Here is a 12492-nt window from a genome sequence, read left to right as displayed (position 1 = left end):
ACCGCCGGCTATGCGCACCGGCTGATGAGCGACCACCGCGTCACACCCCCGGCACCGGCCACCGGATGCCGTCCGAAGCGCAACGCCGCATCGCCTCCGCCGGCCGGGCGCTGTGCCGACTGGACTGCCTGGCCGGCAACGCGAAGCTGCGGACCTACTACGAAGCCGCCGGTTACACGGTCGTCGGCGAGCAGGTGTCGAAGGCCGGGAACGCCGGGAGCACGTAAGCCGTCACCCTGCTGGAGAAACGTCCCTCACCCCGCGCTCCACGTGCAGCCGTGGCCGCGCGCCCTCCTGGATGCGCGCGTCCCCCGTACCGTTCATCAGTCGGAAGGTACGCGGCTGACCGAGCCGACCGAAGGCGTTTTCCGGTGCCGAGCAGGAGGGCCGCTCCCGCTCGGCACCGTGCCGCTTCGCCGGTCAGGTGCCCGGCTTGCGGCCCTGGACGAACACGTCGTCACCGTCGCGCAGCAGGTTCCAGTACGCCTTGGCGTCGCTCCGCCGCAGGTTGACGCAGCCGTGCGAGCCGGGCGGCGCCCACACGCTGATGCCCACGGAATGGAAGGCCTGCCCGCCGTCGAAGAACTGGGCGTAGGGCATCGGGACCTTGTAGATCGACGAGACGTGGTCGATGTTCCGCCAGTAGATCTTCTTCAGCCCCGTCCGGGTCTCGTACCCGTCGCGGCCGGTACGGACGGGGACCGGCCCGTAGACCAGCTTGCCGCCGTCCTGGATCCAGCTGAGCTGGAGGGTCAGGTCGACGCAGGCGATACGGCCCTTGTTGACCGGGCAGGTGCCGGCCCGGTTCGGGTTCTTGCCCACGGCCTTCTGCTTGTTCATCAGGTCCATTACGCCCCAGGTGACCGGACCCGCGTACCCGATGTTCGGCGTGATCGAGTGCGTGGTCTGGAAGGCGCGGATCGCCTGGCAGTCGGCCGTGGACTGCCGCCCGTCGACCGGCCGGCCGAGGAACTTCTCGACCTGCTTCTGGTACGGCCCGGCTGTGGTGGAACAGCTTGCCGCCTGTGCGTTCGTGGTTCCCGTGGCGATCGCGAGCGGGGTCACCAGAGCGGTTATCCCGAGCGCGACAAAGCCCTTTTTGCGTTGATTCATCACGATTGTCGGTTCCTTCTGCGCGTCTGCTGGTGCCACTTGGTAGACCACCCGGGCGCGCCGACGGTTGTGCTCGGTACGGAACGGTTGGGTAACGGCGGCATGCGCGGCGCGGACGGTGTTCGCGGCCTCGTTCCGGACCCGAACGCCCATCCGGAGTCACTGGCCGTCCGTTCAGCCGCGTGACGTCCGGGCGGGGGAGAGGCTCCCGTCCGGCGGCGTCGAGCGCCGGGGCGATGAGCGCGAAGGCCCGCTCGGTCAGGTCGGCGGGGTCCTCGGCGCCGTCGCTCCACCGCTGCCGCACCGCGTCGAAGGCGGCCGGCGCCATCCCGGCGGCCGGCCGCGGTACAGGTCGGGGGCGCGATCGAGGCCCAGGCGGCGCGCCGACTCGGAGCGGCCCCCGCGTGGTCACCGTGAGCTCGCTCAGCCACGGCAAGGGGCGTCTCCGCTTGGACGACCTCCGACGACCTCCGTCGACCTTCGACGACCTCACCGGCGAGCGCGCCCACCAGGCGGCCGGTTCATCGGGCCGGACGGCCCGGGCGAGCTGCGGGGCGGGCCGACACGCGTGCGGCTGCCCCCCTGCGGCGGCCGATGTCGAGACCGGCCGCCGCCCGTGGGAGCTGTCGGAACGAGCGACCGGCGTACGCTTCACGTTCCCGGCCCCCGCCTGACCCGGCGGGCACGGGGCGAGGGCGACCGGCGGGGCGACGATCAGCTCGCCGACGTCACCTTGGCCACGAAGGCATCCAGGTTGCCCCACATGCGATCGACGCGCTCCTCCAGGCCGAGCGCCTCCTCGTGGCGTCCGAAACGCAACTTCGGTTGGCGCTTGCCGCGCAGATACAGGGAGCAGGCGAGGTCGGCGCAGATGTAGGTACCCACCGTGCTGCCCTCGCGGCCCCGCGCGCCGACCAGGGGAGCGGTGAGCAGGGCCACCCCGGAGGCAGCGTGTCCCGTCAGACAGATCTGGCACAGACTCGACTGCACCGCACTGGTACGGGTCAGGGCCGGCACCCGCAGGGCGATTCCCAGCGGACCGTTCGGACGCGGCAGCACCAGATAGGCCCGCAACGGCGCGCCCGGATCCACCCACCCCAGGAAGTCCAGGTCCTCCCAGGGGAGTTCGGCGAAGCCGAGCGGCAGTCGGAGGCGTGCCGCCTCGCCCTTGGTGCAGTTCACGAAGGACGAGCGGATGTGTTTGTCACTGAGCGGTTCCACGGTCGGGAACCCTACGTACCTCCGTACCGCCCCGCATCCGAATATGCGACGCCAGGGCGGTGGGCGGGGTTCCCGTTCGCCGGGTGCGGGGCTCCGCCGAGCGCTTGCTACGCTGCGGGTGCGTCCCGTGGGGGAAGTCCGGTGAGAATCCGGCGCTGACCCGCAACGGTAAGCGCCAACGCCCAGCGGGCGGTCGCGCGAGCCCGATCACCCAGGGGACGGCATCCATTCCCGACCACTCGCCGCGGACTGCGAGGGGGATGCGCGTGGGTCCCGCCGTCCGCCGGCGGGCCGCGGGCCGTTCCTCGTGTGCGCATACGGACGCGGCCCGAAGGCGAAGGACCCGCCCTGTGACGACGATCGCGGCCGTGGAGACCGGTCCCGCTCCGCCGCGCCGGATCCCGCCGGCGCCCCTGACCGCCGTACTGGCCGCCGCACTGCTGGTCTCGCTGGTGTGCGGAGTGGGACTCGGTGCGTCCGGACTGCCGTGGGGGGAGGTGCTGCGCCTTCTGTGGGCGGGGCTGACCGGCGGCACGATCGGCCCCGACGAGGTCGCCGCGTACACCATCGTGTGGGACATCCGGCTGCCGCGCGCCGTACTGGCGGCCGTCGTCGGCGCCGGGCTCGCCGCGACCGGTGTCGCCGTGCAGGCCATGGTGCGCAACGCGCTGGCCGACCCCTTCGTACTGGGCATCTCCTCCGGGGCGGCTGTCGGCGCGAACGCCGTCATGCTGCTGGGGGCGTTCTCCGCGCTGGGCGTATGGGCGCTGTCGCTCTCGGCGTTCGGCTCGGCACTCGCCGCCATGGTGCTGGTCTACGCGGTCGCCCGTACCGCGCACGGGCTGACACCGCTGCGCCTCGTCCTGACCGGGACGGCGATGGGGTACGGGTTCTCCGCGGTCACCACGCTCATGGTCTTCGGCGCGGACCGCGGAGAGGCGGCCCGGGCGGCGATGATGTGGCTGCTGGGGAGCCTCGGCGGCGCGACGTGGGGCTCGGTGCCCATCGCGGCCGCGGCCGTCCTCGGAGGAACCGTCCATCTCGCCCTGTCGGCAGGGAGACTCAACGCCCTGGCCATGGGCGACGAGACAGCCGCCGCGCTGGGCGTCGACGCCGGACGGCTGCGCCGGGAGCTGTTCGTCGTCACGGCGGCGGTCACCGGGACGGTCGTGGCGGTCAGCGGGGCAATCGGCTTCGTCGGCCTGATGGTGCCGCATCTCGTACGGATGCTGGTGGGAGCGGACCACCGGCGGGTACTGACCGTGGCGCCCCTGGCGGGCGCGGTGCTCCTGGTGTGGGTGGACATCGTCTCGCGGATCCTGCTCGCGCCCGTGGAGCTGCCGGTGGGCGTCATCACCGCGGTGGTGGGAGTGCCGTGCTTCCTGCTGCTGATGCGGCGGCGCGGTGACGCGTTCGGGGGCCGCTGATGCGCGTCGACATCGACGGACTGTCGGTCGAGATCGCGGGCGCCCGACTGGTACACGACATCACGCTCGCCGCCGACGACGGGCAGGTCGTCGGCCTCATCGGACCGAACGGCAGCGGCAAGTCGACCCTGCTGCGGTGCGTGTACCGGGCGCTGCGCCCGATGGCGGGCACGGTCCGGCTGGGCGGGGAGGACCTGCACGCCATGGACGCGCGGGCCGGCGCCCGCCGCCTCGCCGCTCTGCCCCAGGAATCGGCGGCCGAGTTCGACTTCACCGTCGCGGAGGTCGTGGCGATGGGCCGGCTGCCGCACCGGCGCGGCTCGGGCCTGGGCGGCGCGTCGCGCGACGACAGCGCGATCTGTGCGGACGCCCTCGCCCGGGTCGGCGCGGAGCACCTCGCGGACCGCGGCTTCCTCACCCTCTCCGGTGGCGAGAGGCAGCGGGTGCTGATCGGCCGCGCCCTCGCCCAGCAGCCCCGTGTACTCGTCCTGGACGAGCCGACCAACCACCTCGACATCGCCCACCAGCTGGACGTGCTCGCACTCCTACGGGACGTGGGCCTGACCGTGCTCGTCGCGTTGCATGACCTGAACCTCGCCGCCACCCACTGCGACGCGCTGTACGTGATCGCACACGGCCGCATCGTGGCCTCCGGCGCGCCGTACGACGTCCTCACCCCGCGCCTGCTGCACGAGGTGTTCGGGGTCCGCGCCCACCGCGTACGGCATCCGGAAACCGGCGCCATGCGGCTCCTCTTCGACCGGCTCCACCACCAGGGATAGGGAAGATCACCATGCTCCGCTCGCGTTCGGCCGCCGTGGCCGCCGCGCTCGCGCTCGCCCTCACGCTGACGAGCTGCGGCGCCGAAGTGTCCTCCTCCGCCGCGCCGGGCGACGACAGCGCCGGCGCCGTCACCCTCGACAACTGCGGCCAGAAGGTGACCTTCGACACGCGGCCCGAACGGGTCGTCACCAACGACGTCGGCATCACCGAGATGATGTTCGCACTCGGACTGCAGGACCGGATGGCAGGATTCGTCATGCCCGACGACAAGGGCGACCTGTCCGGGATCCCCTGGAAGGACGGCTACGACACGGCCCGGTGGCTCTCCAAGAAGGAAATCACCAGGGAGCTGGTCGTGAACGCCCGCGCCGACATGGTGTTCGCGGGCTGGAACTACGGCTTCGGCGAGGACAAGGGACTCACCCCCGACTCCCTGCGCAAGCTCGGCATCGCCTCCTACGTCCTGACCGAGTCCTGCCGCAACGGCCGCGGGGCGGCGCGCGGCATCATGTCGCCCCTCGACGCGCTCTACACCGACCTGGCCAACCTCGGGAAGCTGTTCGGCGTCGAGGACCGGGCCGAAAAGCTCACGGCGCGCTTCAGGAAGCAGGTCGCCGACGCCCGGGCGAGGGCCCCCAAGGGCGCGGACCGGCCGACCGTCTTCCTCTACGACAGCGGCCGGGACAAGCCCTTCACCTCCGGACGCTTCGCCGCGCCGCACGACATCATCTCCAGGGCCGGAGGCGACCACATCATGCGGGACCTCGCCGACTCGTGGACGACGGTCGGCTGGGAGAGCGTCGTCCAACGCGACCCCGATGTCATCGTCATCAACGACTACGGCGACGTCACCGCCGAGCAGAAGAAGAGGTTCCTGCTGTCCTACCCGCCGCTCGCCCAGGTCGCGGCGATCAAGCACAAGCGCATCTTCGTGCTCGACTACGCGGACCTGGTCGAAAGCCCCCGCAACCCGGCGGCCATCACCGCTCTCGCCGCGTACCTGCGAACCGCCGGGACATCGCGGACCGGCGAGGGCTGACCGGGCGAGCGCTGAACCGGCGCGGAGGACACGATCCACCCCGGCCTCGGAGCCGCGGGGGGGACCGCTCACCCCGAAGTACAACGAGAACACCGAGCAGGGCGTCATCGGTACCCTCCTGCCCGGCGTTCCCGGGCGCGACAGCACGACGGCACCGGCATCGCGACACGGCCGGGTGCCTCGGCGAGCACGAGCAGCTGGCGCGACGCCCCGCACCCCCGGCCCCGGACCCGGCTGCGCGAAGCGGACAGGCGGGGCGGGGCGGGGTGACAGCGGTGACGCCTACTCGAACCGGGTGGGGTCGCCCGCTCCTTGCCGTACGATCTCGGCCTCTCCGCCGGAGAAGTCGACCACCGTGGTCGGCACCGTGCCGCAGTCGCCGGAGTCGACCACCGCGTCCACCATGTGATCGAGCCGTTCCTTGATCTCCCAGCCCTGCGTCAGCGGCTCGTCCTCCCCCGGCAGGAGCAGGGTGCTGGAGACCAGCGGCTCACCGAGTTCCGCGAGCAGCGCCTGGGTGACGACATGGTCGGGAATGCGGACCCCGACCGTCTTCTTCTTCTGGTGCAGCAACTGACGGGGCACCTCCTTCGTCGCGGGGAGGATGAAGGTGTAACTGCCCGGCGTGGCCGCCTTGATCGCGCGGAACACGTTGTTGTCGATGTGCACGAACTGCCCCAGCTGCGCGAAGTTCTGGCACACCAGCGTGAAGTGGTGACGATCGTCGAGACTCCGGATCGACCGGATCCGGCCGATGCCGTCGTGGTTGCCCAGTTGGCACCCCAGCGCGAAACAGGAGTCCGTCGGGTACGCGACGAGCGCGCCGGACCGGATGCTGTCGGCCACGGTGCTGATGGTGCGCTGCTGCGGATTGTCGGGGTGCACATCGAAGTACTTCGCCATCCGCCGACCCTACCCGCACGGGGCACCCGGCCCGGGAACCGCATCGCGGATCACGGGGGAGGCCGGCGAACCGGCCGAAGGGGCCGCCGCGGAAACCCGCTGGACGCCACCACCGCGGGCGTCTACCGTGACCACGACGCTCAGGACGGCGGAAAGGAGGCGAGTGCCGTGTACAACTCACGCTCCCCGCGCTCCCCTTCCCTTTCCCCGGCGTCCCTCACCTGACCGGGAGCGCTTCCCACAGCCTCATCCCGGAGGACCACCTCATGACCGATCCGGTCATCCGCGCGCTCGGCACGAGCGACGCTCATCTCTTCGACACGCTGCCCGACCCCCTCGGCGCGCGCCACGCACACGCCCGCACCACGCACCGGCCCGAGTGGAAGCGGGTCGCGCTGCGCGACGGCAAGGTCGTCGCACGGGGCGCCTGGTGGGGCGGCCCGGACGACACCACGCCCCTCACCATCAACTGGTTCGACGTCGCGGAGGGGGAGGAGGACGCGGGCGCCCACCTCCTGCGCACCTCCCCGTACCAGGTCGAACTGGAACTGAACCTGCCCGCTGGCTGGCGCGAGGACCCCGTCACCCGCGCGGCCGGGCAGGCCCGCATGCGCGCCGCGCACACGGCCGGTTACGAGGTGCTCGTCGAGCGGTACATGTATCTCTGGACACCCGACCTCGGCCTGCCCGAACGACCCGGGAGGCTGACCTTCGCGCCGGAACCGGATGACGGCGTGTTCTTCGACGCGCTGCGCCGTATCCACGCGGTGACGCTGGACGCGCACGCGCTGCGCGCGATCGGGCAAGGCGGGCTGGACCAGGCCGCACAGGAGGAGCTGGACTTCTTCCACTGGTGCCCGTCCCCGCGCGAGTGGTGGCAGGTGGCGTACGCGCCGGGCGGTGACCTGGCCGGCATCCACATCCCCGCGCACAATCCTTCCGGGCCGTGCGTCGGTTTCATCGGAGTCGTACCGGAACACCGCGGACGCGGCTACGCGTACGACCTGCTGGCCGAGTGCACCCACTTCCTCGTGGAGCGGGGCGCCCGGTACATCGCGGGCGCGACGGACCAGGGCAATGCCCCGATGGCGGCGAACTTCGCCAAGGCCGGCTACCCGGTGGTCCGGGAACGCGTCAACCTGGTACCCGGCGAGCGCGACTGACGACGGGCGGGGGGGGCGGGCGGTCCGGCCCGCCCCCGGGGAGGCGCATCGATGCCCGATAATCCTTCGATGCGACGCAGAGTCCCTCCGAGCCCTCCCCTCCGGCCGGCCACTGCCCCGGGGGGCAGGGACGGGCTCCCCTCGCTCACCGGCCTGCGCTTCTGGGCGGCTCTGGTCGTCGTCCTCTACCACCTGTCCCGGCAGGTCGGGCCGCTGCCCGTGGTCAGCGACACGGTCTGGTACGGCCGTAGCGGTGTGACCTTCTTCTTCGTGCTCTCGGGCTTCGTCCTGGCGTGGACCTACGACGGTGCGCGGGTGCCGGCGAAAGTCTTCCTGTGGAGGCGCTTCGCGCGCGTCTGGCCGCTGTGCGCGGTGACGATCGCTCTGTCGGTCGCCGTCTGGGCGGCGCTCGGCAGAGCCGTGTCGGCCAAGGCGGTTGTGGCCTCACTGCTGCTCGTCCATGCCTGGATCCCCGACACGGTGATACTCAAGGGCGGCAACCCGGCCGCCTGGTCGCTCAGCGACGAGGCCTGGTTCTACCTCGTCTTCCCGCTGCTCGTCGCCCTGCCCGCACTTCGCTCCGGCCGCGGGCGGCGATGGACCGCGGCTCTGGTCTGCGCCGCGGCCGTACTCGTATGGCTGGGCGGATCGCTGATCACGGACGGGACCGTCCGGGGGTGGGCCCTCGACTACCTGCCGCTGACCCGCACCCTGCACTTTCTGCTCGGCGTGGTGGCCGGACTCGCCTTCAAGCGCGGGTGGCGACCGCGTACCGGGCTGTGGCCGGCCGTCGCCCTGGTCATCGGATGGCACCTGGTGCTCATCCCCTGGTCCGGAGCGGTTCCGGACGGTCTGTGGTACAGCCCGTACACCGCGTCGCAACTGCTGTCGGCGCCTCTCTTCGCGCTGCTCGTCGCGGCGGCCGCTCAGGCTGACGCCGAAGGGCGTGTCACCGGACTCGGCGGAACATGGGCGGTCCGGCTGGGCCACTGGTCGTTCGCCTGGTACCTCGTCCACGAGATCGTGCTCCGGGTCTGCCTGGCGCGGTTCGGGCGGACCGAGACCGTCCTGTCCACGGCTCTCGTCTGGCTGGCGGTGATCGTGGTCAGCCTGACGCTGTCCGCGTGCGCCCACCGCTGGGTGGAGCACCCCCTGGAGCGTCTGCTCCGCAGGGTGGGACCCGTGCCGCCGGAGCCAGATCCCGGAGGGCACGCGGCGGAGCGAGCATTCCCGGCCCACTCCGAGCCGTCCGTACCACGCGGTTCGTGACCGATTTCCCGCGTGATGACCGAAGGCGCGAGCACCCGGCGGTATTCGCACACGTAGGAGGAGCCGACTCCACCAGGTGTTGACGGGTGAAAGGCGCTCCCGGTTACGGCAGTGTCCTGGGCACGCCACAGGAGCGATAAAAGGCCTGCGAACGCACCCATATGCTCCGGCGGTGTCACTCGGATGACGGGCACCCGGATCAAGATCCGTGGCGTTAGGGGGAATATGACGACAGCACAGGTGTCTCTCTCGTTGTCCGGGGCCGCAGGCGCATGGAGCCGCTACCACCGGGCCGCGGCCACCCGGGCAGGCAAGTGGACATTCACGCCCGCCCATTCGTCCTCGCCCATGGGTAAGGGCGCCACATTGCACCATGGTGCCGAGCGCATCGACCTGCGGTACACGTCCTCGGTGCTCGAGGACTTTCTCATGACGATGAACAGCATTCAGGACGATTTCCATCGTTCGGCCCGGCGGTACGAATCGCCGGGAGTCCATGGTGCTCCCTACCCGGGACGGAGCTGTGATGTATGAGCAGCCCGGCCGCCGGGCCCACGGGCATTCCCACGGTCAACGGGATGCCCCCCTCTTCCAGCCGACCGAGGACTACGCGCATGACGTGACCGGCAGCCGGCCGTATGTCCCACTCGACGCCCTCGATCCTCTGTGGGACCCGGCGGAGGAGTTGGCCCGTCTCCTGCGAGAGCCCGTCGCCCCCGCACAATGGGAGGCCGCGCCGGCCGGTGCGGACGGGGTTCCCGACGCAAGCGGCCCGGCCCGCCCACCGGCGGACCTGGAACAGATCACCGCCGAGCTGCCACCCGTGCGAGCCACCGCGGGGAATCACCGCCGCGCACCGCGGAGAAAGCGCGTCACCACCGTGCTGCAGACCGTCAGCGTGTGCACCGCGGCGCTCGCGGCCGTCATCGTCTCCATGGTCAGCGTCTACGGCGGCATGGTCACCTACGCCCCCCTGCGCCACGCCGCCGGACCGCGCACCTCCGACGAGGTGGTCCGGTGGTGGCCGCTGCTGGTCTACGGCCCGTGGATGGTCGCGTCCCTCTCCGTGCTGAGAGCCGCGTTCCACCAACGCCGCGCGGTGCACTCGTGGTCCGTCATCCTGCTGTTCTCGACCATCGCCATGACGCTCTGTGTCGCCCAGGCACCCAGGACGTTCTCCGACGCGGCGGCAGCCGCACTGCCCGCCGTCGCCGCACTGGCCTGCTTCCAGCAGTTGGTACGCCAGATCACCCTGACGCGTCCACCCCGCCAAGCGGCCCCACGCCACCGCAACGTCACCGCACCCCCCACCATCACATCCGGCTGACCGTCCGCCGGCCGGCGCCCTGTGCCGCCGCCCGGGGAACGGCTCGCTCCGGGCCGGTCGGGCCGGAACCGTGACGGCTTCCTCGGGCGTGGTAGCGGGCGAGGGTCACCGAGCCGAGGGAGCTGACCGTGGTCGACAGTGCCGTACGGATCGACGGCAACAGCGTGTTGCCGGGAGATGGGGCACGGGTGCGTTTCATCCGGACGCTGAGACTGCCGGAGACGGGCACCCACCCCCTGCCGCCCGGGCTCGGCGAGTTTCCCGTACGGCGCGTGGAGGACTTCCCGGACACGGTCCCGCCCGGGATGCGCCGGCGTGGTGGGGTGATGATCCCTGTGTACCTGCGCGAGGCGATGTGGCTGAGCTTCTCGGGCAGTACGCGACCGACCGCGCTCCAGGTCGGCGTGGGCAAGGTGTGCGCCGTCTCCGGCAAGCCGTGGAGCGCCACACTCTCGCGCGACCCGCAGAACTATGTGGTGCTGCCGCGGCAGCCGTGGCTGGACGGCATCAACTCCGGCAAGGGCACGGTGCGCCAGTTCGTCGCGGTGCCGCTCGGCCTCGGTGCCACGGTGGAGGGCCAGGTCACGGGGGAGGAGACCTGGGGCGGTGTGCAGCTGCAGGCGTTCCCGCTGTCGGGGCCCGCTTCGGACGCCTGGCGTGAGCATGAGCGCGTACGCCGGGAGCTCGCCGCCCGGGCCCGGCAGGCGCCGCCGATGCCCCTCGCCGCCCCGGCCGCCGGCTACGGCGCCGCCGCGTACGCCGCCGCGCCCGCCCCGGGCGCCGCCCCACGCGCCGCCGCAGGGGCCCCGGGTGCTCGCGCCGTCGCGGCGATGGGCCTGGGGGTGGGCGGTTCGATGCGCCAGGAGGTCTACCGTGACGACCGTCCCGCGACGGACTGGGCCGACGCTCCGTCGGGCCGGGTCTTCGTGCACCTGGTGACGCCGGTCGACTGGCGCCGTATCACCGGCGAGGCACCCCCGCCCTCGCCCGTCGACCGCGCCGCGTACACCGCTGCCGGGCTGCCCTGGTTCGACTACTACGACGACGACGCCACGGACCTGCCACCGGTGGACACCCTCACCGGCGTCAAGCCGGTGGGCGACTGGCTCGGCGACGACCACACGCCCTGGCAGCCCCCGGCACCGGGTCAGGTCCACCCCCTCGGCACACCGGTCCGCGACGGCGACTGGTGACGACGGCCCGGCGCGGACCCTGCGGCCGGGGGCTTCCCCGGAAGCCAAGATGGTTGTCCGAAAAAGAGCCTGCCATTTCGGTCACCTCGGGCATGTGCTGTCCCACCCCATCGGCGCTTCCTACCATGTCCGTCCAACAACGCTGCTGTTCCTCGACGCGGGTGAGGCCTGGATGCGACAGGAGTCGTGGCGTCCCGACGCCATCGACACGAAGGTGCCCAGCGTGGCACGCATGTACGACTACTTCTTGGGGGGTGAGGACAACTACCAGTCCGACCGCGACGCGTGTGAACAACTGCTGAAGCAGGTGCCCAGCACCAAAGTGCTCGCCGTCAACAACCGCAGGTTCCTGCGCCGCGTGGTACGGGTCCTGGCGACGGACTACGGCATCCGCCAGTTCATCGACCACGGGTCAGGGCTGCCCACGCAGGACAACGTCCACCAGGTCGCCCAGGCCGTCGACCCGGAGTCCCGGGTGGTGTACGTCGACAACGACCCGATCGTCCTGGCGCACGGCCGCGCGCTCCTGGAGGAGAACGACCGTACGGCGGTCATCCAGGCCGATATGCGCGACACCGAAGGCATTTTCGAACACGAGGAGACGAGGCGGCTGATCGATTTCAGCCGTCCTGTCGCGGCTCTCTTCGTGTCCGTGCTGCACTGCATCCCGGACGAGGACGACCCTGCGGGCCTCGTACGGCGCGTGGCCTCCCGTCTCGTACCGGGCAGCTTCCTCGTGATGTGCCAGCTCGTCAGCGACCGCCCGGAGATCCGGACGTTCGTGACCGACTTCATGGCCGAGGCCACCGGTGGCCACTGGGGAAGAGTGCGCGAGGAGCACGAGGTCACCGAGTACTTCAGCGGTCTGGAGATCCTCGAACCGGGGCTGGTGGAGGTGTCCACGTGGCGCCCGGACACCGAGCTCGCGCCGGTGCAGCCCTCCGACGAGTGGCTGGAGTGGGGCGGGGTGGCACGGCTGCCGTAGCCGCACGCACCACGGCTCGTACGTCGCGGTCCGCGCGCCCCTCGGGGGAACGCGCGGACCGCACGGCTG

General features: G+C 71.5%; 12 protein-coding genes and 1 riboswitch. Of the genes, 9 read left to right on the top strand and 3 right to left on the bottom strand.

Annotation, left to right across the window (positions count from 1 at the left end; all coding sequences use genetic code 11):
• Positions 1-65 precede the first annotated feature (65 nt).
• Positions 66-227 carry a hypothetical protein gene (locus tag ABZZ38_RS05475; RefSeq protein ID WP_356736016.1) on the top strand — a complete coding sequence of 54 codons (162 nt, stop codon included), beginning with the start codon at positions 66-68 and terminating at the stop codon, positions 225-227.
• Positions 228-420: 193 nt separating this feature from the next.
• On the opposite strand, the gene ABZZ38_RS05470 is transcribed toward ABZZ38_RS05475, so the two are convergent.
• Both ABZZ38_RS05470 and ABZZ38_RS05465 read right to left on the bottom strand, forming a co-directional pair.
• On the bottom strand, positions 421-1116 hold the full coding sequence (locus ABZZ38_RS05470) for a L,D-transpeptidase (protein ID WP_356736014.1): 696 nt from the start codon (positions 1114-1116) through the stop codon (positions 421-423).
• A gap of 711 nt (positions 1117-1827) precedes the next feature.
• On the bottom strand, positions 1828-2334 hold the full coding sequence (locus ABZZ38_RS05465; protein ID WP_356736012.1) for an FBP domain-containing protein: 507 nt from the start codon (positions 2332-2334) through the stop codon (positions 1828-1830).
• Between the two features lie 130 nt (positions 2335-2464).
• Positions 2465-2547: riboswitch (cobalamin riboswitch) on the top strand.
• A 137-nt stretch (positions 2548-2684) separates the two neighbouring features.
• On the opposite strand from ABZZ38_RS05465, the gene ABZZ38_RS05460 reads away from it, so the two are divergent.
• The 3 genes from ABZZ38_RS05460 to ABZZ38_RS05450 are packed head-to-tail and all read left to right on the top strand — an operon-like array spanning position 2685 to position 5583.
• A complete protein-coding gene (locus tag ABZZ38_RS05460; RefSeq protein ID WP_356736010.1) occupies positions 2685-3761 on the top strand; it encodes an iron ABC transporter permease in 1077 nt (358 codons plus the stop codon).
• On the top strand, positions 3761-4543 hold the full coding sequence (locus ABZZ38_RS05455) for an ABC transporter ATP-binding protein (protein ID WP_356736008.1): 783 nt from the start codon (positions 3761-3763) through the stop codon (positions 4541-4543). Before ABZZ38_RS05460 ends, ABZZ38_RS05455 begins: the two co-directional genes overlap by 1 nt.
• Before the next feature lie 11 nt (positions 4544-4554).
• The gene (locus ABZZ38_RS05450; RefSeq protein WP_356736006.1) at positions 4555-5583 is read left to right on the top strand and encodes an ABC transporter substrate-binding protein; all 1029 of its coding nucleotides are present in this window, start codon (positions 4555-4557) and stop codon (positions 5581-5583) included.
• 282 nt (positions 5584-5865) lie between these two features.
• Here ABZZ38_RS05450 and ABZZ38_RS05445 read toward each other — a convergent pair whose 3' ends face one another.
• The gene (locus ABZZ38_RS05445; RefSeq protein ID WP_356736004.1) at positions 5866-6486 is read right to left on the bottom strand and encodes an L-threonylcarbamoyladenylate synthase; all 621 of its coding nucleotides are present in this window, start codon (positions 6484-6486) and stop codon (positions 5866-5868) included.
• Positions 6487-6752: 266 nt separating this feature from the next.
• Between ABZZ38_RS05445 and ABZZ38_RS05440 the strand changes: the two genes are divergently transcribed.
• From ABZZ38_RS05440 to ABZZ38_RS05420, 5 genes are all read left to right on the top strand, one after another.
• On the top strand, positions 6753-7649 hold the full coding sequence (locus ABZZ38_RS05440) for a GNAT family N-acetyltransferase (protein ID WP_356736002.1): 897 nt from the start codon (positions 6753-6755) through the stop codon (positions 7647-7649).
• A 69-nt stretch (positions 7650-7718) separates the two neighbouring features.
• A complete protein-coding gene (locus ABZZ38_RS05435) occupies positions 7719-8918 on the top strand; it encodes an acyltransferase (protein WP_356736000.1) in 1200 nt (399 codons plus the stop codon).
• An 880-nt stretch (positions 8919-9798) separates the two neighbouring features.
• The gene (locus ABZZ38_RS05430; protein WP_356735998.1) at positions 9799-10245 is read left to right on the top strand and encodes a DUF2637 domain-containing protein; all 447 of its coding nucleotides are present in this window, start codon (positions 9799-9801) and stop codon (positions 10243-10245) included.
• Between the two features lie 128 nt (positions 10246-10373).
• Entirely contained in the window at positions 10374-11438 is a 1065-nt protein-coding gene (locus tag ABZZ38_RS05425) for a hypothetical protein (RefSeq protein WP_356735996.1), read from the top strand.
• Between the two features lie 172 nt (positions 11439-11610).
• Positions 11611-12423 (top strand): SAM-dependent methyltransferase, encoded by an 813-nt coding sequence (locus ABZZ38_RS05420; protein ID WP_356736246.1) that lies wholly within the window; start codon positions 11611-11613, stop codon positions 12421-12423.
• Positions 12424-12492: the final 69 nt, after the last annotated feature.

It is taken from the genome of Streptomyces sp. NPDC006368, from assembly GCF_040612535.1.
Taxonomy (GTDB): domain Bacteria; phylum Actinomycetota; class Actinomycetes; order Streptomycetales; family Streptomycetaceae; genus Streptomyces.
The sequence above is the reverse complement of the archived record's forward strand: the minus strand, read 5'-3'. Positions and strand labels throughout refer to the sequence as shown.

Bases quoted from the DNA above. Each gene is read 5' to 3' on its own strand.
- ABZZ38_RS05475 (WP_356736016.1), top strand. From the start codon at position 66: ATGCCGTCCGAAGCGCAACGCCGCATCGCCTCCGCCGGCCGGGCGCTG.
- ABZZ38_RS05455 (WP_356736008.1), top strand. From the start codon at position 3,761: ATGCGCGTCGACATCGACGGACTGTCGGTCGAGATCGCGGGCGCCCGA.
- ABZZ38_RS05450 (WP_356736006.1), top strand. From the start codon at position 4,555: ATGCTCCGCTCGCGTTCGGCCGCCGTGGCCGCCGCGCTCGCGCTCGCC.
- ABZZ38_RS05445 (WP_356736004.1), bottom strand. From the start codon at position 6,486: ATGGCGAAGTACTTCGATGTGCACCCCGACAATCCGCAGCAGCGCACC.
- ABZZ38_RS05440 (WP_356736002.1), top strand. From the start codon at position 6,753: ATGACCGATCCGGTCATCCGCGCGCTCGGCACGAGCGACGCTCATCTC.
- ABZZ38_RS05435 (WP_356736000.1), top strand. From the start codon at position 7,719: ATGCGACGCAGAGTCCCTCCGAGCCCTCCCCTCCGGCCGGCCACTGCC.
- ABZZ38_RS05420 (WP_356736246.1), top strand. From the start codon at position 11,611: ATGCGACAGGAGTCGTGGCGTCCCGACGCCATCGACACGAAGGTGCCC.